Origin of the sequence: Nakamurella leprariae (genome assembly GCF_016918035.1) — a bacterium.
Taxonomy (GTDB): Bacteria; Actinomycetota; Actinomycetes; order Mycobacteriales; family Nakamurellaceae; genus Nakamurella; species Nakamurella leprariae.
Genome location: NZ_JAERWK010000003.1, coordinates 146815 through 171391, shown reverse-complemented (window position 1 = coordinate 171391; position 24577 = coordinate 146815). Strand labels below are relative to the sequence as shown.

The window sequence follows — 24577 nt, the reverse complement described above, 5'->3', positions numbered from 1 at the left end:
GTAGGCTCCCGCAGGTGCAGGCCTGGAACTCCGTCACCGTCCCCTCCCTGCCCGGCCCGGGCGTCCCGTTGCGGTTGTACGACCACGCGGCCGACGAGGTGCGGCCGACCCGTCCGGGTCCGGTGGCGACCATGTACGTCTGCGGGATCACCCCGTACGACGCGACCCACCTGGGCCACGCCGCGACCTACCTGACGTTCGACCTGGTGCACCGGCAGTGGCTGGACAACGGCCACGAGGTCCACTTCGTCCAGAACATCACCGACATCGACGACCCGTTGCTGGAACGCGCCCACCGCGACGGCGTGGACTGGCGGGTGCTGGCGGCCCGCGAGATCCAGTTGTTCCGCGAGGACATGACCGCGCTGCGGGTGCTGCCGCCCCGCGACTACATCGGCGCGGTCGAGGCGATGGACGAGATCACCGTCGCGGTGGCCGATCTGGTGGAGCGGGGAGTCGCTTACCGGGTGGACGACGAGTTCCCCGACGTGTACTTCGATCTCACCGCGGCCAAGGGCTTCGGGAGTGAGTCCCGATACGACACCGCCACCATGCTGGCGCTGTCGGCGCAGCGTGGTGGCGACCCGGACCGGCCCGGCAAGCGGGATCCCCTCGATCCGCTGCTGTGGCGGGTGGAACGGGACGGCGAGCCGGCTTGGCCGTCCCCGATGGGGCCGGGGCGTCCCGGGTGGCACATCGAGTGTGCCGTCATCGCCGGCAACCGGATCGGCCCGACTGTCGACGTGCAGGGCGGCGGCAGCGATCTCGTCTTCCCGCACCACGAGTGCTCGGCCGCCCACGCCGAGGTGCTGTCCGGCGTCAGCCCGTTCGCCCGGTCCTACACGCACGCGGCGATGATCGGCCTGGACGGCGAGAAGATGTCCAAGTCGCGCGGCAACCTGGTGTTCGTCTCGCGGCTGCGGCAGCAGCGGATCGACCCGATGGCGCTGCGGCTGGCGCTGCTGGCCGGCCACTACCGCACCGACCGCGACTGGTCGGACGCGCTGCTCACCGCGGCGCAGGACCGGCTGGCCCGCTGGCGCGCCGCGGCCCGGCGCACCGGGGCGGACGCGACCGCGACCGTGCAGGCGGTGCGGACCGCGCTGGCCGACGACCTGGACACGCCGACCGCGATCGCGTCGCTGGACGCGTGGGCGGCCGACGACACCCTCGACGGGACGGCCGTGGCCACCGCGGTCGACGCCCTGCTGGGTGCGGATCTGCGCTGAGCTGCGCGGACGGGTGAACCCGGCCGTCCGGTGACCGACCGTTAGGTTGAGCGGATGGACCTCCGCATCTTCACCGAACCGCAGCAGGGTGCCTCGTACGCCGACCTGCTCGCCGTCGCCACCGCCACCCGCGACGCCGGCTTCTCGGCCTTCTTCCGCTCCGACCACATCCTCAAGATGGGTGGGGTCAGCGGCGACCCGGGACCGTCCGACGCCTGGGTCACCCTCGGCGCCATCGCCGCCCAGGTCCCGGACATCCGCCTCGGCACGCTGGTCACCTCGGCCACCTTCCGCCATCCGTCGATGCTGGCCATCGCAGTGGCGAACGTGGACGACATCTCCGGCGGTCGGGTGGAACTCGGCCTCGGGTCGGGGTGGTACGCCGACGAGCACACCGCCTACGGCTTGCCGTTCGGCGAGTCGTTCGGACAGCGCTTCGGCTGGCTGACCGAGCAGCTGGAGATCATCACCGGTCTGTGGGACACCCCGATCGGTGCGACGTTCGACCACGCAGGGGAGACCTACCGACTGGCGGGCGCACCGGGCCTGCCGAAGCCGGTGCAGACCGGCCGGACCGGCACGCCCCGGGTGCCGATCATCATCGGCGGGCACGGCCCGAAGAAGACGCCGGCGCTGGCCGCCCGGTTCGCCGACGAGTTCAACGTCGCGTTCTCCTCGTTGGACGTCACCACCACCCAGTTCGGCCGGGTCCGAGCCGCCGCGGAGGCGGCCGGTCGCGCACCGGGGGAACTGGTGTACTCGGCCGCCCAGGTGCTGTGCGTCGGCCGCGACGAGGCCGAGGTCGCCCGGCGGGCCGCCGCGATCGGTCGCGAGGTTCAGGAGCTGCGCGAGAACGGTGCGGCCGGCTCGGTGGCCGAGGTCACCGACAAGCTCGGTCGGTGGGCCGAGGCCGGGGTGGAACGGGTCTACCTGCAGGTGCTCGACCTGGCCGACCTGGACCACCTGGCGCTGGTCGGCGAGCAGGTGCTGCCGGCCCTGCGCACCGCCTGAACCGTCCTGGTCGCTGGCCCGCGGCCGCTGCCGCTGACCCGCGGGCGCTGACCCGGGCGGCGAGGGGATCGGGTCAGCGGCCGCCGCCGGGGCGGGGGCCGCGACGGCGCAGGTAGCGCTCGAACTCGGCGGCCAGCGCCTCGCCGGACTGCATCTTCAGCGGCTCGTCGGCCTCCTCGCGCTCCTCGAGCGCGCGGATGTACTCGGAGATCTCCTCGTCGTCGGCCGCGATCTGGCTGACCTCGGTCTCCCACTCGGCGGCCTGCTCGGGCAGCGCGCCCAGCGGCACCTCGATGTCGAGCATCTCCTCGACCCGGTGCAGCAGCGCCAGCGTCGCCTTGGGTGACGGTGCCTGCGAGACGTAGTGCGGGACGGACGCCCAGAACGACACGGCCGGGATCCCGGCCCGCACGCAGCTGTCCTGGAAGACGCCGGCGATGCCGGTGGGGCCCTCGTAGCGCGAGGTGATGAGACCGAGCCGCTGCGCGGTGGCCTCGTCGGCGGCCGAGCCGGTGACCTGGATGGGCCGGGTGTGGGGGACGTCGGCCAGCAGGGCGCCGAGACCGATCACCGTCTCCACCTGCTGCTGCATGACGACGTCGAGCAACTCCTGGCAGAACGCCCGCCAGCGGAAGTTCGGTTCGATGCCGTGCACCAGGATGATGTCCCGGTCGGCCCCGGTCGGGCGGCAGACGGTCAGGCGGGTGGTCGGCCATTCCACCGTGCGGGTCACCCCGTCGACGAGTTTGACGGTGGGGCGGGTCACCTGGAAGTCGTAGAACCCCTCCGGGTCCAGCTCGGTCAGCGGCTTCGCGTCCCAGGTGAGGCTCAGATGCTCGACGGCAGCGGTGGCGGCGTCGCCGGCGTCGTTCCATCCCTCGAAGGCGGCGATCATCACCGGATCGCGCAGACGGCTCGGCTCGGTCACCGAACAAGCCTACGTCCGCGGCCCCGAGCGGACGCGAGCATGCGCGCTCGCGCCGCCGACTACCCTGGTCCGGTGACTCGGACGCCCTCGGATCCCCTACTCGCGGCGCTGGCCTCCCGCGTCCTGGTGGCGGACGGTGCGATGGGCACGATGCTGCAGGCGCACGACCCGACGCTGGAGGACTACGCGGGGCTCGAGGGCTGCAACGAGATCCTCAACGTGACCAGGCCGGACATCGTCCGGCAGGTGCACGCGGAGTACCTCGACGCCGGCGTCGACCTGGTCGAGACCAACACGTTCGGGGCGAACCTGGCCAACCTGGCCGAGTACGACATCGCCGACCGGATCCGTGAGCTGGCCGAGGCCGGCGCCCGGCTGGCCCGGGTGGAGGCGGACGCGGCCGGCACCGCCGAGCAGCCACGGTTCGTGCTCGGGTCGGTCGGCCCGGGCACCAAGCTGCCCTCGCTGGGGCACGCGCCGTTCGGCGCGCTGCACGACGCCTACACCGAACAGGTCGTCGGCATGCTCGACGGCGGCATCGATGCGGTGATGGTGGAGACCGCGCAGGACCTGCTGCAGGCCAAGGCCGCGGTGCTGGGCGCGCAGCGGGCCATGGACCTGGCCGGCCGCCGGGTGCCGATCCTGACCCACGTGACCGTGGAGACCACCGGCACCATGCTGCTGGGATCGGAGATCGGCGCGGCGCTGACCGCGCTGGAGCCGCTGGGGATCGACCTGATCGGGCTGAACTGCGCGACCGGCCCGGCCGAGATGAGCGAGCACCTGCGGTACCTGTCCGAGCATGCGCGGATCGGCGTGTCGGTGATGCCGAACGCGGGGCTGCCGGAGCTCGGACCGCACGGCGCGGTGTATCCGCTGACGCCGGACGAGCTGGCCGAGGCGCTGTCCGGATTCATCCGCGAGTTCGGCGTCGGGCTGGTCGGCGGCTGCTGCGGAACCACGCCGGAGCACATGCGGCGGGTCATCGCGGCGGTGCGGCAGGCGGAACGAGCCGACCGCCGACCGACGGTGGAGCCCGGGTTGTCGTCGCTGTACCAGGCCGTGCCGTTCCGGCAGGAGTCGTCGGTGCTGGTGATCGGCGAGCGGACCAACGCCAACGGCTCCAAGGCGTTCCGCGAGGCCATGCTGGAGGGCCGGTTCGAGGACTGCCTGGAGATCGCCCGCGGGCAGATCCGCGACGGTGCCCACGTGCTGGACCTGAACATCGACTACGTGGGACGCGACGGCGCCGCCGACATGCGCGAGCTGGCGTCCCGGTTGGCGACCGCGTCGACGCTGCCGATCATGATCGATTCGACCGAGCCGGAGGTCATCGGCGCCGGGCTGGCCGCCCTGGGGGGTCGGTCCATCGTCAACTCGGTCAACTTCGAGGACGGCGACGGACCGCAGTCCCGGTACGCGCGGATCATGCCCCAAGTCATCGAGCACGGCGCCGCGGTGGTCGCGCTGACCATCGACGAGGAGGGCCAGGCCCGGACCCGCGAGACGAAACTGGCCATCGCCGAACGACTGATCGCGGACCTGACGGGTCGCTGGGGCATGGCCGAGTCCGACATCATGGTCGACTGCCTGACCTTCCCGATCGCCACCGGCCAGGAGGAGACCCGCCGCGACGGCATCGAGACCATCGAGGCCATCCGGGAACTCACCCGGCGGCACCCGGACGTGCAGACGACGCTGGGTGTGTCGAACGTGTCGTTCGGGTTGAATGCCGCGGCCCGGCAGGTGCTGAACTCGGTGTTCCTGGCCGAGTGTCAGGCCGCCGGGCTGAGTTCGGCCATCGTGCACGCCTCGAAGATCTTGCCGATGAGCCGGATCCCCGACGAACAGCGGCAGGTGGCGCTCGACCTGGTCTACGACCGGCGGCGGGAGGGCTACGACCCGCTGACCCGGATGCTCGAGCTCTTCGAGGGCGCCACCGCGGCAGCCGGGCGGGCCGGCCGGGCGGCCGAACTGGCCGCGCTGCCGCTGGACGAGCGGCTGCAGCGGCGGATCGTCGACGGCGAGCGCAACGGCCTGGAGGCCGATCTCGACGAGGCACTGCAGACCCGGTCGGCGTTGTCGATCATCAACGAGACGCTGCTGGCCGGCATGAAGACGGTGGGCGAGCTGTTCGGCTCGGGGGCCATGCAGCTGCCGTTCGTGCTCACCTCGGCCGAGGTGATGAAGACCGCGGTGGCCCACCTGGAGCCGCACATCGAGCAGGAGACCGAGGGCGGGCCGAGCAACAAGGGCACCATCGTGCTGGCCACCGTCAAGGGCGACGTCCACGACATCGGCAAGAACCTGGTCGACATCATCCTGTCCAACAACGGGTACTCCGTGGTGAATCTCGGCATCAAGCAGCCGATCTCCACCATCCTGTCGGCCGCGCAGGATTCCGGCGCCGACGCCATCGGCATGTCCGGGCTGCTGGTGAAGTCGACCGTGGTGATGAAGGACAACCTGGCCGAGATGAATGCCCGCGGCCTCGCCGAGAAGTACCCGGTGCTGCTGGGTGGCGCGGCGCTGACCCGCTCGTACGTCGAGCAGGACCTGGCCGAGATGTTCGAGGGCGATGTGCGGTACGCGCGGGACGCGTTCGAGGGACTGCGCCTGATGGACGGGCTGATGGCCCGCAAGCGGGGCACTGTCGACCCGGCCGAGCTGGCCGCCCAGGACCAGGCAGCGGCCGAGCGCAAGGCGCGGCACGAACGATCCAAGCGCATCGCCGAGCAGCGCCGGGCCGCAGCCGAGCAGGCCGAGCCGGAGCCGGTGGTGTCGCGCTCCGATGTGGCGATCGACAACCCGGTGCCGACGCCGCCGTTCTGGGGTTCGCGGGTGATCAAAGGCATCCCGGTGGCGGAGTACGCCGGCATGCTCGACGAGCGGGCCACCTTCATGGGGCAGTGGGGCCTGCGCGGTGCCCGGGGTGCGGACGGCGGCCCGAGCTACGAGGAGCTGGTGGAGACCGAGGGCCGGCCCCGGTTGCGGGCCTGGCTGGACCGGCTGGCCCGCGAGCAGGTGCTGCACGCCGCGGTGGTCTACGGCTACTTCCCGTGCGTGTCCGAGGGCGATGACGTCGTGGTGCTCGCCGAGCCGCAGCCGGACGCCCCGGAGCGCCTGCGGTTCAGCTTCCCGCGGCAGCGGCGTGATCGTCACCTGTGCCTCGCCGACTTCTACCGGCCGCGCGAGCAGGCGATCGCCGAGGGGGTGGTCGACGTGCTACCGCTGACGGTGGTGACGATGGGCCAGCGCATCGCCGACTACGCCAACGAGCTGTTCGCGGCGAACAGCTACCGCGACTACCTCGAGGTGCACGGACTGTCGGTGCAGTTGACCGAGGCGCTGGCCGAGTACTGGCACTCGCGGATCCGGCGGGAGCTGCGGTTCGCGGACGGGACGGACGCGGGTGCACAGGACGCCGCCGACGTCGAACGGTTCTTCGACCTCGACTACCGCGGGGCGCGGTACTCGTTCGGGTACCCGGCCTGCCCGGACCTGACCGAACAGACCAAGCTCGTCGAGCTGCTGGATCCGTCCCGGATCGGGGTGGAGCTGTCCGAGGAGTTCCAGCTGCACCCTGAGCAGTCGACGTCCGCGATCGTCGCCCACCATCCGGAGGCCAAGTACTTTGCCGCCCGCTGACGCCCGCCCCGAGATCACCGTGCCGCTGCGGGCCGTGCTGTTCGACATGGACGGCACGCTGACCGACTCCGAGAAGCTCTGGACGGTCGCGCTGGAGCGGCTGGCCGAGGAACTGGGTGGCTCGCTGTCCGAGGCGGCCCGCGCCGCCATGGTCGGCCAGGCGATCGAGGCGTCGATCCGGTTGCTGTTCGACGATCTCGGCATCGACGGCGACCACGCTGCCGCGACCCGACGGTTGCTGGACCTGACCGAACAGATCTTCGGTGAGGGACTGCCGTGGCGGCCGGGCGCGCGGGAGTTGCTGCATGCGGTGCGGGAAGCGGGGCTGCGGACCGCGCTGGTGACGGCGACCCACCGGCGCCTGGTGGAGACCGCGCTCGAGACGTTGGGCCGGGACCGGTTCGACGCCGTGGTGTGCGGCGACGAGGTGTCCCGCGGCAAGCCCGATCCGGAGCCGTACCGACGGGCGATGGAGCTGCTCGGGGTCGGACCGCAGGACTGCCTGGCCGTGGAGGACTCGCCGACCGGGACGCGGGCGGCGGCCGACGCCGGCGCCGTGGTGCTGGTGGTCCCGAGCGAGGTGGCGGTGCCGCAGGGCCCGGGCCGGGTGTTCGAGAGCACCTTGGAGACGGTTGATGTCGCCCGCCTGCGGGAGATCCACGCGACGGGACGGGCGTTGTCGCCGGTCCGGGCCTGACGACGGGGGAGAGCAGCGATGCGCAGCGTGCTGACCGCAACGGGCCCGGTGCCGGTCGAGGTGACGTGGCTGCGGTACGTGGAACCGGCCCGCTGGCCGGGTTGGTCGCCGCAGATGCGCCGGGTCGACTGTTCGGATCCGGTGATCCGGGCGGGCAGCACCGGCCGGGTGCACACCATCGTTGGCCTGGCGCTGGACTTCACCGTGCTGTCGGTCGACCCGGTGCGTCGGCGGTGGTCGTGGCGGGTGCAGGCTCCGCTGGGCATCGAGATGACGCTGGACCACCTGGTCGTCGCGGCGCCGGTGGACGAATTCCCGGACGGGGGTTCGTGCACCGCGTTGCGGGTGACCGGGCCGGCGCCGCTGGTGCTCGGGTACGGACCGATCGCGAAGTCGGCGCTGCGCAAGCTGGTCGACGCCTGAGAGTTCGGTTCCCGGCGCGTCGCCCGGCTTCGTACGGTCGGGGCATGAGTGATCCACAGATCTGGCTGATCACCGGGGCCGGCCGCGGACTCGGGCGGGCACTGACCGGGGCCGCGCTGGACGCCGGGCTCGAGGGGTTCAGTGAGGCGATGGCCGCCGAGGACCAGCGGTTCGGGATCCGGGTCACAGTGGCCGAGGTCGGGGGCCTGGACACCGAGTGGGCGACGTCGAGCATGCAGTTCAGCCGGCCCGACCCGGCCGACGACGACCTGCGCGAGGCAGCGCACTCCATCGTGCCGCACGTCGCCGACTCGGACGACGACCGGCTGCGGCTGCTGGTCGGTGATGATGCGCCGGGTCAGGTGGCTGCGGCGCTGGGGGCGCGGATCGCCGACGACCGCCGGGATCAGCGGTTCTCGCTGGAGTGAGGAGCGGCCCAGTCGTGCTCCTCGATGAGTGGGGGGACGGCGCCCGAGCGCTGCAGGTCGCGCAGGACCGGCCGGAGTGCCTGCTGCATCGCCTGGTGCACCGACGCAGCCTTCCAGACGGATCGCGAGCCGCTCGGTCACGTCGCGCTCACCGGTCCAGCCTGCTGATCGAGTGGACTGCCCCCGGGGGCCGACATGGGTGGCTCGGGTGGCACGCTGCGGTAGCGGTGGCCGGTGGGAGTGGTGACGACGGTGGTCGGGCCGGTACCGGTGGTGCGCCACCCGTCGTCGTCCTTGGTCAGGTTGCAGCGGGCGCAGAGGCCTTGGCCGTTGTCGAGCAGGGTCGGGCCGTCGGCGGCGTGGGGGTGGATGTGGTCGGCGTGGCGGATGGGGGCGTCGCACCAGGGCGTTCGGCACGTCTGGTCGCGGGCGATGAGGAACTGCCGATCCAGGTGACCGAAGCGGCGCCTCCGTGGGTCCGCGTGCGTGAGTCCGCCGGTCGTCGGGTCGGTGAACAGACGCCGGACGAAGATCCGCGCTGTTTCGGGGGCCTCACGGATGATGTGCCGGGCGAGGCGGGCCGGGATGGGGCCGTGACCCACCACGACGGCCGGCTCGGTGTCGCCGTCGAGCAGGGTGCGGTCGGTCATGACCAGGTTGATGGTGAGGTCGACGCCGGTCGGCACGGTGGGCAGTTCGCTCACGTCAGCGTCGTCGCTGGTTTCGGCGGGGGCGGCGCCGGCGGTGACGCGGGCGACGAGTTCGTCGGCCATCACCTGCCCACGGCCACGCTCGTCACCGGCGGCGAACACGGTGTCGGCGTGCCGTTGCAGGGCCGCGAACACCGCGACGCCCTGCATGACGGGCAGCAGCGCGGTCAGGTAGGTCATGCAGTCCGGCGCCGGGCGGAGGCTGACCCGCCGATCGTGGTGGGCCTTGGCGTCCCGGGCCACTGCCTGCTTGGGGTCGAGTCGGTAGGCGATCCGGGTCGCGGCGGCGGCCAAGGCGCGGTCGCCGAGGCCGGCGTACTGGTCGGCGAGTTCTCGGTCGGCGGCGCGGCGGAGCTCAGGGTTGAGGCAGGCGGTCTCGCGGGCGACCAGGGTGGCCTTCCATTCGCTGACCGCCCCGCGGCGCAGCGCCGCGCCCAGCTCGGGCAGTTCGTCGCGGAGGGCGACGGCCAGACCGAGGTGCCGGCCGCCCTGGTGCGGGGACACTCGGCGAGCCAACGCGACCTGCGCCCCGACCGACCGGCGCACCGCCGCCCGGCGGCGCTTGGCCACGTCGCCGGACTCGTCGGCGGAGGCCGACGCGTCGGAGATGGTGAGTTGACGGTCCAGCAGGGCGGTGGTGGCACTCGCCTGGACCGCGGCGCCGGCGGCCTTGAGCCGCTCGATCGCGGTGATCAGTTCGACCAGGGCGTGTGCGTCCAGGCGAGACGCGTCGGCGTCGCCGAGCTGGTCGACCCATGACGCGACCACGGACGGCAGGGCCGGCGTGGTGGTCGTGGTGCTGGACATGCGTACGAGGATACCGCCGCCAGCATCGGTGATCGAGGTGAACGTCGGGCGCGGACGAGTGGTCGATCGACGTCGCAGCGAAGCCCGGGCGCGCAATTGCGGCGCGTTCTCAGCGCGTTCCCAGACTCGAGACCCGTTCGCAAGCAGTCGATGTCGAGGCGACGAAACGACCGGAACCCCTGCGTTGCGGGGCTCGGCACGTCGCAATGTGCACGTACCAGAGGACGGCGATGACCACTGCGCTCGCCGCCCGAGATTCCGATCCCGCTCAGCCTCGGGCGGACGACACTCGTTGACCGCAGCCCGGTGTCGGCATGGCTGATCAGCACAGCGACGGCCGGACTCGAACGGTCGGCCCTTCGCTGACGCGCGGTCGAAGGTCATGCCGCCGCCGGTCACTCAGCGGGCCCCGGCCACCCGACCGGCATCGTGACCCGGCCGCGCCGATCAGCGCGACGCCCTCACCAACCACCCGGCCCGGGCAGCGTCACGACCTGCCCGCCGGTCGGGACGGTGGGCACCATCGCGTCGCACAGGATGCACCGCACGCACAGGCTCGACGTCACCCATTGATGTTCGTGGGCGTCGGTCGGCACCGGACCGTACAGGTCCTCGGCGATGCGGTCGGCCTCCTCCCACTGCGACGCGGCCGACGCGCGGGCAGCATCGCTGCTTGGCGCGGTCGTTCCCTGGGCGTGACTCCGTTCGGCGTCCATCGCACACCCCCATGCCGGTCGTCCTCGACCCGCCGATTGTCGCACCGGCGCCCCGCGGGCACTACGGCCCGCGGGAGCCGCGGTGTTCCTCCTGCTCGACCAGCGCCTCCAGATCCCGCAGCCGGTCCAACCCGCGGATGGCCTGCCGCATCCGGTGGTTCCCGGCGAACCGGTCGCGGTGCCGGTGCACGAACCACCAGTACCCGGCCGCGAACGGGCACGCCTGCTCACCGACCCGGACGGTCGGGGAGTAGGGGCACTGCCCGCAGTAGTCGCTCATCCGGTTGATGTACGCCCCGCCGCCGGCGTAGGGCTTGGTCACCATCCGGCCGCCGTCGGCGTACTGCGACATGCCCACCACGTTGGTCAGCATCACCCAGTCGTAGCCGTCCACGAACGACCGGTGGAACCAGTCGGTCAGCTGGTCGGGCCGCCAGCCGCGCTGCAGCGCATAGTTGCCCAGCACCATCAGCCGCGGGATGTGGTGGACCCACCCGTGGTCGCGCAGATCGCCCAGCACGTCCGACAGGCACCTGGCCTGCACGGCGTCCGCGTCGAGTTCGACGAACCACTTGGGCAGCGGCTTCGTCGCCCGCAACTCGTTGAGGTGCCGGTACTCCGGCCCGAACCACCAGTACAACTGCCACATGTACTCGCGCCAGCCGATGACCTGGCGGACGAACCCCTCGACGGCGGCCAGGCTGTACTGGTCCGGCCGGTCCCGGTACGCCGACTCCGCGGCGTGGACCACCTCGACCGGATCGAGCAGGCCCAGGTTGATCGTGGCGGACAACAACGAGTGGGCCATCCACGGATCGCCCGACATCATGGCGTCCTCGTAGCGTCCGAAGGCCCGCAGCCGGTGGTCCAGGAAGTGCCGGAGCGCGGTCAGCGCCTCAGTCCGGGTGGCCGGGAACTGACGCGGCCCGTCCCGCCCCACGAACGTGACGTCACCGTCGGCCTCCCACCGGTCCAGGTCGGCGCGCACCTGCTCGTCGATCTCGTCCTCGTCCGGCCACCACGGACCCGGCACACCGAGCACCGACCGCTGGTCCGGGTCGGTCAGTTCGGGCCGGGCCTTCGGCTTGGGCGGGGGTTCGCGATTCTCCGCGTCGTAGTTCCACCGCCCACCCAACGGCTCGTCGCCGTCCATCAACAGATCGAGCCGCCGCCGGGTGCCGCGGTAGAAGTCCTCCATCCGTAGCTGATGCCCGCGCCGCCCCGCCGCCCAGCGGGCGAACTCGTCCATCTCGGTGGCGTACCCGCGCGCCGGCAGCATCTGCACCCGGTCCAGCGACTGGACGAAGTCTCTGGCCGCGAAGGTGGTCGGGTGGCTCACCGTCAGCGGCCCACGCACCGCCCGCGGCCGGTGGTCGAATACGTCGCGGTACCGGTCCGCCTGCCGGAAGGTGCACCGCTCGCCCAGCTCCGCCGCGCGGTGCCGCATCGCCGACAGCACCAGGTGCGCCTTCTGCCGGTGGAACCGTCGGCGTGCGAACACCCGCCGCGACTCGACGAGCAGCACCCGCTGGTCGTCTCCGTCCAGGAAGTGCGGGCCCAGTTGGTCGGCGAACAACCAGCGGACGTCGTTGCCCTCGGTCGGCACCAGCGGTCCCGGCTCAGAGCTCGGACGCCGGCCCGAGCACGACGGCCGACGCCGCCGGCAGCGTCACCGACGCATCGCCGGGCTGGACCGTCACCGCGCCGGCCGCCTGCGTCGCCAGCAACACCGGTCCGCCGCCGGCGGCCAGCGGTACCATCCGGGCCTGGTCGGAGAGGTTGGCGACGATCCGGACCCCGCCGCGGTCGATGGCGATCCAGCGTTCCGTATCGTCGAACTCCGCGGTGATCTCACGGAAGCGCGGATCGGTCAGCTCGAGCCGCTCCCGACGCAGCCGGGCCAGCCCGCGATACAGATCCAGCACGGCGCGGTGCTCGGGTGCCTCGACCTCGGACCAGTCCAGCTTCGACCGCTGGAACGTCTGCGGGTCCTGCGGATCAGGGACCACGGCCGGGTCCCAGCCCATCCGGGCGAACTCCGCGATGCGGCCCTTGGCGGTCGCCTCACCCAGCTCCGGCTCGGGATGGGAGGTGAAGAACTGCCACGGCGTGGACGCCGCCCACTCCTCACCCATGAACAGCATCGGGGTGAACGGTCCAGTCATCATCAGCACCACGCCCACGGCCAGCAGCTCGGGCGAGAGGTCGTCGCTGATCCGGTCGCCGGTCGCCCGGTTGCCGATCTGGTCGTGGTCCTGCAGGTACCCGACGAAGGCCCACGTGGGCACGGTCCGAGTGTCCAGCGGGCGGCCGTGCGGCCGACCGCGGAAGCTCGACCAGGTGCCGTTGTGGAAGAAACCCTCGGTCACCACCTTGGCGATGGCGCTCATCGAGCCGAAATCCGCGTAGTAGCCGGTGGTCTCGCCGGTCAGCGCAACGTGCAGGACATGGTGGAAGTCGTCGTTCCACTGGGCGGTGAGCCCGTACCCACCGCCCTGTGGCGACGTGATCAGCTTGGGGTCGTTGAGGTCGGATTCGGCGATGAGGAACAGCGGGCGGCCCACGTGCGCCGACCACGTGGCGGTCCGCTGCGCCATCTCCTCCAGCAGGTGCACGGCGCTGTGGTCGGCCAGGGCGTGCACGGCATCCAGCCGCAGACCGTCGACGTGGAAGTCGAGGAACCACATCCGGAGGTTGTCCAGGATGTACTCGCGGACCGGGGTGGAATCCGGTCCGTCCAGGTTCAACGAGTCACCCCAGGTGTTCGCCTTGCCCTGGGAGTTGAGGTACGGCCCGAACTCCGGCAGGTAGTTCCCGCTCGGTCCGAGGTGGTTGTAGACGACGTCCTGGATGACGCCGAGCCCGCGGGCGTGGCACGCGTCCACGAACCGCTGGTACCCGGCCGGCCCGCCGTACGGCTCGTGCACCGCGTACCAGAGCACGCCGTCGTACCCCCAGTTGTGCACGCCGTTCACCGCGTTCACCGGCAACACCTCGACGTGGGTGACGCCCAGGTCGACGAGGTGGTCGAGCCGTTCCACCGCGGCGTCGAACGTTCCCTCCGGGGTGAAGGTTCCGATGTGCAGCTCGTAGATCAACCCACCGGGCAGCTGCCGGCCGGTCCAGTCCGGGGTCTGCCAGGTGTGCCGGGTGGGGTCGAAGCTGCGCGACCGCTCGTGCACGCCGGCGGGTTGCCGGCGCGACCGCGGATCGGGCAGGACCCGCTCGCCGCCGTCGAGCCGGAACCCGTAGTCGACCTCGACCTCGGCCAGGTCGGCCGGCGCCGAGGTCGACCACCACCCGTCCGCACCGGCGGTCATGGCCAGCTCGGTCGCTTCGTCCACGGTCCCACCGGCCGGGCCGATCACCAGAGCCACCCGCTCGGCTTCCGGGGCCCACACCGAGAACGACTGCGCCATGACGGATCTCCTTCTGCGGGGACGGACGCGGGTCAGGACGCCGGGGCCAGCAGGGCGACCGGGTATCGCTCCAGGACGTCAGCCAGCCGGACGGATCCACCGTCGTGTTCCCGCCCGGTCAGCTGATCAACCCAGCGACCCTCGGGCAGGGTCACGGTGGTGTCCGCCCAGCCGCCGCGGCGGGCCAGGCCGACGGGCAGCCGGGTGGCCAGGGTGATGGCGCCGCCGCGGTCGAACCCGACCAGGTGCTCGGCGGCGGACCCGTCGCCCGACAGCGGGGTGTACCCGGTGAACAGGTCCGGTCGGTCGCGCCGCAACCGCAGCGCGTGGGAGACCACCAGCAGCTTGGCCGCCCCGGAGTCGTCGATGTCCGGCTGCCATCCGTCGTCGAGCCGGGCCAGCAGGTCGGCGCGCCGGCGGTAGTCGACCGGCCGGCGGTTGTCCGGGTCGACCAGCGACAGGTCCCAGAGCTCGCTGCCCTGGTAGACGTCCGGCACGCCGGGCGCAGTGAGCTGGATCAGCTTCTCGGACAGCGAGTTGGACCGGCCCGGGCCGGTCACCCGGTCGGCGAACGCGCGCACCGACACGTGCAGCTCGTCGTCGTCGAACACCGCGTCGACCAGCGCGTGCATGCGCTGTTCGAACGCCTCGTCCGAGTCCGTCCACTGCGTCGAGGTGCCGGCCTCCCGGGACGCCTTCTCGGCGTAGGCGTGCAGCCGCTCCCGCTCGATCGGCCAGGCGCCGACGGCGGCCTGCCACAGCAGGTTGGCCAGCGGTCCGTCGTCCAGCGGGGCCCAGCGGTTCCAGCGCCGCACTGCGGCGGTCCACTCGTCGGGCACCTCGGCCAGCACCGAGATGCGGGACCGCACGTCCTCGGCCCGCTTGGTGTCGTGGGTCGACAGGGTCGTCATGGCCACGGGGGAGCGCTCCTGGCGCTCCGCCTGCAGGACGTGGAACTGCTCGACCGGGATGGAGAACTGGGCCGGTTCGGCGCCCACCTCGGTGAGCGAGGTCAGCCGGGTCCACCGGTAGAACGCGCAGTCCTCGACGCCCTTGGCCATGACCATGCCGGAGGTCTGCTGGAACCGGCGGGAGAACTCGGTGCCCGTGTCCCGCAGCCGGCGGGACAGCTCGGCCAGCAGCTCGGTGAGCTCCGGCCGGTTCACCGTGGCCCGCTGGACGGCGTGGTCGAGATGCTCAGCGCCGTCCGGAAGGTAGGTCCGGTAGACGTCGAACGAGGCCAGCAGCTCGGCGATGCCGTCGTCCGCCTGCGGCAGGTCGGGGACGAGTCGGGCCAGTCGCAACACCTCGGCCCGCAGGATGCCGTCGGCGACGGCGCGCTTGGTGAACCGGACCATGGCCGGCCACTCGACCGACATGCCGCCGCGCAGCGCGGTGTCCAGTGCGTCGAGCCCTGCCTCGCCGGCCGGGTCGATCAGCACCCGGTCGAACCAGGCCAGGGCGTCGTATCCGGTGGTGCCGGCCGTCCGCCAGGACGACGGCAGGCGCTCGTCGCCCTCGATGATCTTCTCGACCAGGACGTAGCGACCGTCGAGCAGCTCGGCCAGCTGGTCCAGGTACCCCTTCGGGTCGGCCAGGCCGTCCGGATGGTCGATGCGCAGCCCGTCGACCCAGCCGCGCTGCACCCAGCGGCCGACCTCGGCATGCGAGGCGTCGAACACCTCCGGCAGTTCCACCCGGACGCCGGCCAGGGTGCTGACGGCGAAGAACCGGCGGTAGTTGAGCTCGGCGTCGCCGCGGCGCCAGTTGATCAGCTCGTAGTGCTGCCGGTCGTGCACCTGCCGCGGCGTGCCGCCCCCGGTGCCCTCGGCGATGGGGAAGCGATGGTCGTAGTACCGCAGCTCGCCGTCGCTGACCTCGAGCTGGTCCAGCTCGTCGGGACCGTCGCCCAGGACGGGCAGCCGGATGCGGCCACCCGAGACCTCCCAATCGACGTCGAACGCGTCGGCGTGCGGCGACTGCCGGCCTTTGGCCAGCACGTCCCAGAACCACACCGACTCGGCGGGCGTGGCCACCCCGACGTGGTTGGGCACGATGTCGACCAGGACCCCGAGACCGGCGGCGTGCGCCCGGTCGGCCACCGCGGCCAGCCCGGCCTCACCGCCGCGGGAGGAGTCGGTGCGGCCGTGGTCCACGACGTCGTAGCCGTGGGCCGAGCCGGGCTCGGCCTGCAGGATCGGGGACAGGTAGACCCAGCCGGCGCCCAGCCGCTGCAGGTAGTCCACCTGGTCGGCGGCCGCGGTGAGCGGCCACTCCGGAGTCACCTGGAAGCGGTAGGTGGACGCCGGGACCTCGGTCACGGGACGGGCGGCGTCGGGCACTGAGGACATCGCGGACATCGCGGCCTCGCGGGGCGGGGGGGGGGGGGGCCCCGGGCCCCGGGGCCGGCGGCCGGCCCGCGGCCCGCCCCGCGGCCGGTGATCACTCCGCGGAACCGCCGTTGGTGTCGGCGTCCAGCTGGGCGTCGACGGCGGCCTGCGAAGGATGCAGGTCGGCGTCCTCGGGCTGCGACACGGTGGACGTCCCGGTGGGCGGATCCGCCGCGATGGCATGCTGCATCGGCACCGGCGTCGGGGCCACGGCCGGGACGACCGCCGCCGGGGCCACCACGTGCCCGGTCGGCTCCGCCTCCTCGACCGCAGCCACCGCCTGGAGCACGACCAGGCCCTTGTCGGCCACGGTCACCGATCCGGCCGCCGGGATGTGCTCGAGATGCTCCGGCACGCCGGAGGTGTCGATCACGAGTTGCCAGGCGGTGCCGTACTCCTCGTGCGGCAGCTGGAAGTCCAGCGGTTCGTCGTGCGCGTTGAACAGCATCAGGAAGGAGTCGTCGACGACCCGGGTGCCGCGACGGTCCATGCCCCGGATCCCGTTGCCGTTCAAGAACACTCCGACGGACCGGCCGAACCCGGAGTCCCAGTCCTCCGGCGTCATCACCTCGCCGCTCGGGGTGATCCAGACGATGTCGGGCAACGGCTCGCCCTCGCCGCGGGTCACCGGGCGACCGTCGAAGAAGCGGCGCCGGCGGAACGTCGGATGCTGCGCGCGCAGCCGGTTGACGGCCGCCACGAACTCGACCAGCGGTTCGTCGGCCTCCTGCCAGTTGACCCAGGACAGTTCAGAGTCCTGGCAGTAGACGTTGTTGTTGCCCCGCTGGGTGCGACCGAGCTCGTCGCCGTGGGCGATCATCGGCACGCCCTGGGACAGCAGCAGGGTGGCCAGGAAGTTCCGCTGCTGCCGGGCCCGCAGCGTCAGGACCGCGTCGTCGTCCGTCGGCCCTTCGACACCGCAGTTCCAGGACCGGTTGTGGCTCTCGCCGTCGTTGTTGTCCTCACCGTTGGCCTCGTTGTGCTTCTCGTTGTAGGAGACCAGGTCGGCCAGGGTGAAACCGTCGTGTGCGGTGATGAAGTTGATCGACGCGACCGGACGGCGACCCGAGTACTCGTAGAGATCGGCCGAGCCGGTGAGCCGGGACGCGAACTCGCCCAGGGTGGCCGGCTCTCCCCGCCAGAAATCCCGGACCGTGTCGCGGTACTTGCCGTTCCACTCGGTCCACTGCGGCGGGAAGTTGCCGACCTGGTAACCGCCCGGGCCGATGTCCCACGGCTCGGCGATCAGCTTGACCTGGCTGACCACCGGGTCCTGCTGCACGAGTTCGAAGAAGGTGGAGAGGCGGTCCACGTCGTAGAACTCGCGGGCCAGGGTGGCGGCCAGGTCGAACCGGAAGCCGTCGACGTGCATCTCGGTGACCCAGTACCGCAGCGAGTCCATGAGCAGCTGCAGCGAGTGCGGATGCCGCACGTTGAGCGAGTTCCCGGTGCCGGTGTAGTCCATGTAGAACTGCTTGTCGTCCTCGACCAACCGGTAGTAGGCCTGGTTGTCGATGCCGCGGAAGCTGATGGTGGGCCCGAGGTGGTTGCCCTCCGCGGTGTGGTTGTAGACCACGTCGAGGATGACCTCGATGCCCGCGGCGTGCAGCGCTTTGACCATCGCCTTGAACTCCTGGACCTGCTGGCCCTGGTCGCCGAAGGCGCTGTACGTGTTCTGTGGTGCGAAGAAGCCGATGGTGTTGTAGCCCCAGTAGTTCGACAGACCCTTGTCCATCAGCGTGCTGTCGTTGACGAACTGGTGCACCGGCATGAGCTCGAGCGCGGTGACGCCGATCCGGGTCAGGTGCTCGATGACCGCAGGGTGCGTCACGCCGGCGTAGGTGCCGCGCTGGGTCTCCGGGATCTCCGGGTGCAGTTCGGTGAGACCCTTGACATGCGCCTCGTAGATGACGGTCTCGTGGTAGGGCGTGCGTGGACGACGATCACCGGTCCAGTCGAAGAACGGATTGATCACGACGCCGTACATCATGTGCGGGCCGCTGTCCTCGTTGTTGTACGAGTCCGGATTGCCCAGGTCGTAGGCGAACAGTGAGGGATCCCAGTCGATCTGGCCGGAGACGGCCTTAGCGTACGGATCCAGCAGCAGCTTGTTCGGGTTGCACCGCACACCGTTGGTCCGGTCGTCGGGACCGTGCACGCGGTACCCGTACCGCTGCCCCGGTCCGACGACGGGCAGGTACCCGTGCCACACGTACCCGTCCACCTCGGGCAGATCCACCCGTGTCTCCGTGCCGTCGTCGTCGATCAGGCACAGCTCGACCCGCTCGGCCACCTCGCTGAAGAGAGCGAAGTTCGTGCCGGTGCCGTCATACGTCGCCCCCAGTGGGTAGGCGGTTCCCGGCCAGACCTCCATCGACGCGCTCCTTCATCCTGTGCTCGTACCCGCCCGGCCGGCGCCGAGCGGCGCCACCCTATCCGGGGACCCCGACGGTTCCCTCCCGGCAGCCGGGCCAACCGATGGCGGGCCACGTCACACCTGGTCGGATCCGGGTCGGCGGTGGGAGGGCGCCCGATGGCCGGGGGCTGTCGCCGGTCGCGACTACCCTGCTCGTGTGGCTGATCCGACGACCTACCGACCGGCGCCGGGGACCATCCCGGAGTCGCCGGGGGTCTACCGGTTCAGCGATCCGGACGGCCGGGTCATCTACGTCGGCAAGGCCATCAACCTGCGCCAACGGCTCAATTCGTACTTCGCCGACCTGTCCGGTCTGCACCCGCGCACCCGGCAGATGGTCACCACGGCCGCCGGCGTGCAGTGGACGGTGGTGCGCACCGAGGTCGAGGCGCTCCAGCTCGAGTACAACTGGATCAAGGAGTTCGATCCTCGGTTCAACGTCCGCTACCGGGACGACAAGTCCTATCCCGAGCTGGCCGTCACGGTGGGCGAGGAGTACCCCCGGCTGCAGGTCATGCGTGGGCCACATCGCAAGGGCGTCAGGTACTTCGGTCCGTACGCCCACGCCTGGGCCATCCGCGAGACGCTGGACCTGCTGCTTCGGGTCTTCCCGGCCCGGACCTGCTCGACCGGCGTCTTCAAGCGGTCCCAGCAGATCGGCCGCCCCTGCCTGCTCGGGTACATCGGCAAGTGTTCGGCGCCGTGCACCGGGCGCGTCACCGCCGGTGAGCACCGGGAGATCGTCGAGGCCTTCTGCGACTTCATGGCCGGGCGGGCCGATCCGCTGATGCGGCGGTTGGAGCGCGAGATGAGCGAGGCTTCCGGCGATCTCGACTTCGAGCGGGCCGCCCGGCTGCGCGACGACCTGGGGGCACTGCGCCGCGCGGTCGAGAAGCAGGCCGTGGTGCTGCGGGACGGCACGGACGCCGACGTGGTCGGGATCGTGGCCGACGAGCTGCTGGCCTCGGTGCAGGTCTTCCACGTCCGCGGCGGGCGGGTCCGCGGGCAGCGCGGCTGGATCGTGGATGTGCTGGACGACGACTCCCCGGGGAACCGCGCGGGCGCGGCGCCGACCGCGGACGACACGTCCGACGGGGGAGACGGCGACGAGGAACAGATCCGGCAGCGACGGCTGGCCGGGCTGGTGGAGAACTTCCTCGTCCAGTTCTACGGACGCCGGGCCGACGACGACGGCAACGCCGCGGTACCCAAGGAGATCCTGGTGCCGGTGCTGCCGGCCTCGGGAGGTGCGCGACTGGCGACCGCCATCGAGCCCGACCTCGCCGAGGAGGACGACGAGACCCCGGACCTCGCGGCCGGCCCGGGTGATCGCGACCTGGTGGAGTGGCTGTCCGGTCTGCGTAGTTCGCGGGTCTCGCTGCGGGTCCCGCGCCGTGGTGACAAACGTGCGCTCGCCGAGACCGTGACCCGCAACGCGGCCGAGGCGCTCGCCCAGCACCGGCTCAAGCGGGCCTCCGACCTGACCGCGCGCTCGGCCGCGCTCACCGAGCTGGCCGAGATGCTGCAGATGGACCAGGCGCCGCTGCGCATCGAGTGCATCGACATCTCGCACGTGCAGGGCACCGACGTGGTCGCGTCCCTGGTGGTGTTCGAGGACGGCCTGGCCAAGCGCAGCGACTACCGGCGGTTCGCCATCCGCGACCGTCCGGGGGACGACGTGGCGAGCATCGCCGAGGTGGTGCGGCGCCGCTTCAGCCGTGGCCGCGCCGAGGCGGCGGGCTCCGACGGCGGCGTCGAGCCGGTGGCCGACCTGGACCCGGCACCCGAGGAGCCGTCGGCCTCCGGTCCGGTGCCGCCGGGCATCGACCCGACGACCGGGCGGCCCCGGCGGTTCGCGTACCCGCCGCAGTTGCTCGTGGTCGACGGCGGCGCCCCGCAGGTGAACGCGGCGGCGGCCCAGCTGGCCGAGCTCGGGGTCGTCGACGTGACGGTGTGCGGGCTGGCCAAGCGGCTGGAGGAGGTCTGGGTCCCGGACCAGGAGTTCCCGGTGATCTTCCCGCGGACCAGCGAGGCGCTGTACCTGCTGCAGCGGCTGCGCGACGAGGCCCACCGCTTCGCGATCACCTACCACCGCAGCAAGCGGTCGAAGTCCATGACGGTCTCGGCGCTCGACGACGTCCCGGGACTCGGCGAGACCCGGCGCCGGACCCTCATCCGTCACTTCGGGTCGGTGGCCGCACTGCGCACGGCGTCGCTCGACGAGGTGATGGAGGTCCCGGGCATCGGCCGCAAGACCGCTGAGGCGGTGCTCAGTGCGCTGTCGCCGGCGGGCGGGTCCCCGGGCGACGCCGGCGACGACGGGCCGGGCGTGACCGAATCAGTACGAACCGTTACCGTCTCGTCCGACACGCCGGACGCCACGACGACGGACGTGTCGAACGGATCCACCGAGTCGACCAGCGCGCCCGTTCCCGTCCCGTTGCAGGAGGGCTGACCATCCTGATGAGCGACCCGCCGAAGGCTCCGACGAACGACCGGGCGGATCCGGCCGACCCGGCCACGGGGGGTTCCGCGCCGGGCGGCATCGAGGTGGCGATCGTCTCGGGTCTTTCCGGCGCCGGCCGCTCCACCGCGGCGAAGTGTCTCGAGGACCTGGGCTGGTTCGTCGTCGACAACCTGCCGCCCGAGCTGATCACGACCATGGTCGACCTGGGCTCGAGGGCCAGTGGCGACGTCACCCGGATCGCGGTGGTGCTCGACGTCCGGTCCCGGGCGTTCACCCACGACCTCGCGGCGGTCATCCGGGACCTCGACCACCGCGGATACCGCCCGCGGGTGCTGTTCCTCGAGGCCAGCGACGCCGCACTGATCCGTCGCTACGAGGCCAACCGGCGGGCACATCCGTTGCAGGGCTCCGGTCGGCTGATCGACGGGGTCGAGGCCGAACGGGCGTTGCTCGGGCCGCTGCGCGACGAGGCGGACCTGGTGATCGACACCTCGGACCTGTCAGTGCACCAGCTGCGGGCCGAGGTGGAACGCGGTTTCACCATGGCCGTCCCGAAGCCCTCGCTCACCGTGGTGTCCTTCGGTTACAAGTACGGCCTGCCCATCGACGCCGATCTGGTCATCGACATGCGGTTCCTGCCCAATCCGCACTGGATCCCGGAGCTGCGGGACCACACGGGGCTCGAGCCCGCGGTGTCCGACTATGTGCTGTCCCAGGAGGGTGCGTCGGAGTTCCTCGACCGGTACGTCGCCCTCATCGACCTGGTCAACGGCGGCTACCAGCGCGAGGGCAAGCGGTACCTGACGTTGGCCGTGGGCTGCACCGGCGGCAAGCACCGCAGCGTCGCCGTGGCCGAGGAGTTGCGGCGCCGGCTGACCGGTGACCGGTTGACCGTGCACGTCCAGCACCGTGACCTGGGGCGCGAGTGACAGCCCCCGACCGGGCCGAGCCGGAGCGACCGCGGCCGCGCGTGGTGGCGCTGGGCGGTGGTCACGGCCTGGCCGTGATCCTGCAGGCGCTGACCACGCTCGACGTGGACGTCACCGCCGTCGTGACGGTGGCGGACGACGGGGGCTCGTCCGGTCGGTTGCGCCGTGAGTTCCCCGGGCTGCTGCCACCCGGCGACCTGCGGATGGCGCTGGCCGCGATGAGTGGCCCGCAGGCGTCCGAGCAGACCTGGAGCACCGTGTTCCAGCACCGGTTCTCCGGCACCGGCGCCCTGACCGGTCATCCGGTGGGCAACCTGCTGCTGACCGGCCTCACCGAGGTGCTGCACGACCCGGTCACCGTGCTGCGGGTGGCCGGCGAGCTGGTCGGTGCCCGCGGGCGCGTGCTGCCGATGAGCTGCGTCCCGCTGGAGATCGTCGCGGACGTCACCGGGCTGGACACCGATCCCGACGCCGTCCGGCAGATCCGCGGCCAGGTCGCGGTGGCCGCCACGCCTGGCACGGTGCAGGCGGTGGGCATCGACCCGCCTGACGCCCCAGCCTGTCCGGAGGCGCTGGAGGCACTGGCCGGTGCGGACCTGATCACGCTGGGGCCCGGCTCCTGGTTCACCAGCGTGCTGGTCCACCTGCTGCTGCCCGAGCTGGCCACCGCCATCACCACCAGTCCCGCCCGCCGGGTGCTGGTCCTGAACCTGGCCGAGCAGGCCGGCGAGACCGAGGGCTTCTCGCCGGAACAGCATCTCGAGGTGATCGCCGATCACGCGCCGGACCTGCGGGTGTCCACCGTGCTGGCCGACACTTCCGCGGTCCCGCTGCCCGGCCGGCTCGACGAGGCGGCGCACCGGCTCGGCGCCCGACTCGTGCTCGACGACGTGGCGATGCCCGGGGAACCTCGGCACCGGGTCGACGCGTTGGCAGCGGCACTGGCCCGCGAGCTCGACGGCGCGGAACCGCACTGACCGCAGTCGATCCTCCGGAGCCGATCCGCGCCGCCGATCCACGCAGCCGATCCACGCAGCCGGTCCGCGGCGCCGGACGGGCGGACGCAGAATGGCGCGACGCCTCGGACCCGGGTCCGCCGCGCCCGGTGCGCAGTTCCGCCCAGGGCCGGAGCCGGCCGGCCCCGCACCACGAGCCCGACGACCATGACCGATCAACCCACCTCCGACCGATCACCGGATCCGGCCGGAGCCGAACGAGACAACCAGGGGAGCGCCTCATGGCGATGACGGCGTCGGTGAAGGACGAACTCAGCCGGGTGTCGGTGAGCAAGGTCTCGGCGCGCAAGGCCGAGGTGTCCGCGCTGCTGCGGTTCGCCGGTGGACTGCACATCGTCGCCGGGCGGGTGGTGGTGGAGGCCGAGCTGGACACCGGCGCCGTCGCCCGCCGGCTCCGCAAGGAGATCGGGGAGCTCTACGCCCAAGCCGCAGAGGTCCAGGTGCTGGCGCCGTCCGGGCTGCGCAAGGGCACCCGGTACGTGGTGCGGGTGGTGCAGGGCGGCGACGCCCTGGCTCGGCAGACCGGCCTGATCGACCAGCGCGGCCGTCCGGTCCGCGGCCTGCCCCCGCAGATCATCTCCGGGTCGGTGGGCGACGCCGAGGCGGCCTGGCGTGGCGCCTTCCTGGCCCACGGCTCGCTCACCGAACCGGGACGCAGCGCCTCGCTCGAGGTGACCTGCCCCGGGCCTGAGGCCGCGCTGGCTCTGGTCGGTGCGGCGCGGCGGATGGGCATCACGGCCAAGGCCCGCGAGGTCCGCGGCGCCGATCGGGTCCTGGTGCGCGACGGCGACGCCATCGCCGCGCTGTTGACCCGGCTCGGGGCACACAGCTGCGTGCTGGCCTGGGAGGAGCGGCGGATGCGCCGCGAGGTGCGGGCCACCGCCAACCGGCTGGCCAACTTCGATGACGCCAACCTGCGGCGGTCGGCCCGGGCCGCGGTCGCGGCGGCCGCCCGGGTGGAGCGGGCGTTGCAGATCCTGGGCCCGGAGGCGCCGGACCACCTGACCCAGGCCGGTCGGCTCCGCATCGCGCACGGGCAGGCGTCCCTGGAGGAACTCGGTCAGCTCGCCGATCCGCCCATGACCAAGGACGCCGTCGCCGGCCGCATCCGGCGGTTGCTGACCATGGCCGACAAGCGCGCCCAGGAGCTCGGGATCCCGGACACCGAGTCGGCCGTCACCGCAGACATGCTCGATGGCTGAGGCGGCTGCGGGCGGGCTCGACCGGCCCGATAGAGTAACGGCGCGACGCCCCCGCCGACGTGGGCGGTGTCACTTGATCGATCCTGTCGCCGCGCCATCTGGGTTCGCTGACGGGAACCATCCAGTAGGGAAGGGCTGACA

General features: G+C 71.9%; 17 protein-coding genes. 10 read left to right on the top strand and 7 right to left on the bottom strand.

The window, feature by feature from the left end:
• Nucleotides 1-14: 14 nt before the first annotated feature.
• A complete protein-coding gene (gene mshC / locus JL106_RS02075) occupies nt 15-1229 on the top strand; it encodes a cysteine--1-D-myo-inosityl 2-amino-2-deoxy-alpha-D-glucopyranoside ligase (RefSeq protein WP_205259025.1) in 1215 nt (404 codons plus the stop codon).
• 54 nt (nt 1230-1283) lie between these two features.
• The gene (locus JL106_RS02070) at nt 1284-2240 is read left to right on the top strand and encodes a TIGR03560 family F420-dependent LLM class oxidoreductase (protein WP_205259024.1); all 957 of its coding nucleotides are present in this window, start codon (nt 1284-1286) and stop codon (nt 2238-2240) included.
• Between the two features lie 73 nt (nt 2241-2313).
• On the opposite strand, the gene JL106_RS02065 is transcribed toward JL106_RS02070, so the two are convergent.
• Nucleotides 2314-3135 (bottom strand): PAC2 family protein, encoded by an 822-nt coding sequence (locus JL106_RS02065; protein WP_236006584.1) that lies wholly within the window; start codon nt 3133-3135, stop codon nt 2314-2316.
• A 72-nt stretch (nt 3136-3207) separates the two neighbouring features.
• Here JL106_RS02065 and metH point away from each other — a divergent pair, with 72 nt between their 5' ends.
• Genes metH through JL106_RS02045 form a run of 4 tightly spaced genes read left to right on the top strand, consistent with a single transcriptional unit; the run spans nt 3208 to nt 8364 of the window.
• A complete protein-coding gene (gene metH / locus JL106_RS02060) occupies nt 3208-6816 on the top strand; it encodes a methionine synthase (protein WP_205259022.1) in 3609 nt (1202 codons plus the stop codon).
• Entirely contained in the window at nt 6803-7513 is a 711-nt protein-coding gene (locus tag JL106_RS02055; protein ID WP_236006508.1) for an HAD family hydrolase, read from the top strand. The genes metH and JL106_RS02055 overlap by 14 nt, the downstream gene beginning before the upstream one ends.
• An 18-nt stretch (nt 7514-7531) precedes the next feature.
• The gene (locus JL106_RS02050) at nt 7532-7936 is read left to right on the top strand and encodes an SRPBCC family protein (RefSeq protein ID WP_205259021.1); all 405 of its coding nucleotides are present in this window, start codon (nt 7532-7534) and stop codon (nt 7934-7936) included.
• Nucleotides 7937-7980: 44 nt separating this feature from the next.
• Nucleotides 7981-8364, top strand: a complete 384-nt coding sequence (locus JL106_RS02045) for a hypothetical protein (RefSeq protein ID WP_205259020.1) — start codon at nt 7981-7983, stop codon at nt 8362-8364.
• A 137-nt stretch (nt 8365-8501) separates the two neighbouring features.
• On the opposite strand, the gene JL106_RS02040 is transcribed toward JL106_RS02045, so the two are convergent.
• The 6 genes from JL106_RS02040 to glgX form a co-directional block, all read right to left on the bottom strand.
• Nucleotides 8502-9881, bottom strand: coding sequence for an HNH endonuclease (locus JL106_RS02040; protein WP_205259019.1), 1380 nt, complete (start codon nt 9879-9881; stop codon nt 8502-8504).
• Nucleotides 9882-10342: 461 nt separating this feature from the next.
• Nucleotides 10343-10597 carry a hypothetical protein gene (locus JL106_RS02035; RefSeq protein WP_205259018.1) on the bottom strand — a complete coding sequence of 85 codons (255 nt, stop codon included), beginning with the start codon at nt 10595-10597 and terminating at the stop codon, nt 10343-10345.
• Between the two features lie 61 nt (nt 10598-10658).
• Entirely contained in the window at nt 10659-12203 is a 1545-nt protein-coding gene (locus JL106_RS02030; protein ID WP_328841015.1) for a cryptochrome/photolyase family protein, read from the bottom strand.
• A 13-nt stretch (nt 12204-12216) separates the two neighbouring features.
• Nucleotides 12217-14016 (bottom strand): malto-oligosyltrehalose trehalohydrolase, encoded by a 1800-nt coding sequence (treZ, locus tag JL106_RS02025; protein WP_205259017.1) that lies wholly within the window; start codon nt 14014-14016, stop codon nt 12217-12219.
• A gap of 32 nt (nt 14017-14048) precedes the next feature.
• Complete coding sequence (gene treY, locus JL106_RS02020) at nt 14049-16367, bottom strand: malto-oligosyltrehalose synthase (RefSeq protein ID WP_205259016.1); 2319 nt, start codon at nt 16365-16367, stop codon at nt 14049-14051.
• 91 nt (nt 16368-16458) lie between these two features.
• The gene (gene glgX, locus JL106_RS02015; RefSeq protein WP_205259015.1) at nt 16459-18780 is read right to left on the bottom strand and encodes a glycogen debranching protein GlgX; all 2322 of its coding nucleotides are present in this window, start codon (nt 18778-18780) and stop codon (nt 16459-16461) included.
• A gap of 199 nt (nt 18781-18979) precedes the next feature.
• On the opposite strand from glgX, the gene uvrC reads away from it, so the two are divergent.
• The 4 genes from uvrC to whiA all read left to right on the top strand — a co-directional run bounded on the left by uvrC (nt 18980) and on the right by whiA (nt 24436).
• Nucleotides 18980-21277 carry an excinuclease ABC subunit UvrC gene (gene uvrC, locus JL106_RS02010; RefSeq protein ID WP_205259014.1) on the top strand — a complete coding sequence of 766 codons (2298 nt, stop codon included), beginning with the start codon at nt 18980-18982 and terminating at the stop codon, nt 21275-21277.
• Between the two features lie 8 nt (nt 21278-21285).
• Complete coding sequence (gene rapZ, locus JL106_RS02005; protein WP_236006507.1) at nt 21286-22218, top strand: RNase adapter RapZ; 933 nt, start codon at nt 21286-21288, stop codon at nt 22216-22218.
• Nucleotides 22215-23195, top strand: a complete 981-nt coding sequence (locus JL106_RS02000; protein ID WP_205259013.1) for a gluconeogenesis factor YvcK family protein — start codon at nt 22215-22217, stop codon at nt 23193-23195. Before rapZ ends, JL106_RS02000 begins: the two co-directional genes overlap by 4 nt.
• A gap of 260 nt (nt 23196-23455) precedes the next feature.
• The gene (whiA, locus tag JL106_RS01995) at nt 23456-24436 is read left to right on the top strand and encodes a DNA-binding protein WhiA (protein WP_205259012.1); all 981 of its coding nucleotides are present in this window, start codon (nt 23456-23458) and stop codon (nt 24434-24436) included.
• Nucleotides 24437-24577: the final 141 nt, after the last annotated feature.

Coding starts and splice junctions, on each gene's coding strand:
- JL106_RS02040 (WP_205259019.1), bottom strand. CDS start 9,881: ATGTCCAGCACCACGACCACCACGCCGGCCCTGCCGTCCGTGGTCGCG.
- rapZ (WP_236006507.1), top strand. CDS start 21,286: ATGAGCGACCCGCCGAAGGCTCCGACGAACGACCGGGCGGATCCGGCC.
- whiA (WP_205259012.1), top strand. CDS start 23,456: ATGGCGATGACGGCGTCGGTGAAGGACGAACTCAGCCGGGTGTCGGTG.
- treY (WP_205259016.1), bottom strand. CDS start 16,367: ATGTCCTCAGTGCCCGACGCCGCCCGTCCCGTGACCGAGGTCCCGGCG.
- metH (WP_205259022.1), top strand. CDS start 3,208: ATGCGCGCTCGCGCCGCCGACTACCCTGGTCCGGTGACTCGGACGCCC.
- JL106_RS02070 (WP_205259024.1), top strand. CDS start 1,284: ATGGACCTCCGCATCTTCACCGAACCGCAGCAGGGTGCCTCGTACGCC.
- glgX (WP_205259015.1), bottom strand. CDS start 18,780: ATGGAGGTCTGGCCGGGAACCGCCTACCCACTGGGGGCGACGTATGAC.
- treZ (WP_205259017.1), bottom strand. CDS start 14,016: ATGGCGCAGTCGTTCTCGGTGTGGGCCCCGGAAGCCGAGCGGGTGGCT.
- JL106_RS02065 (WP_236006584.1), bottom strand. CDS start 3,135: ATGATCGCCGCCTTCGAGGGATGGAACGACGCCGGCGACGCCGCCACC.
- JL106_RS02035 (WP_205259018.1), bottom strand. CDS start 10,597: ATGGACGCCGAACGGAGTCACGCCCAGGGAACGACCGCGCCAAGCAGC.
- JL106_RS02045 (WP_205259020.1), top strand. CDS start 7,981: ATGAGTGATCCACAGATCTGGCTGATCACCGGGGCCGGCCGCGGACTC.
- JL106_RS02050 (WP_205259021.1), top strand. CDS start 7,532: ATGCGCAGCGTGCTGACCGCAACGGGCCCGGTGCCGGTCGAGGTGACG.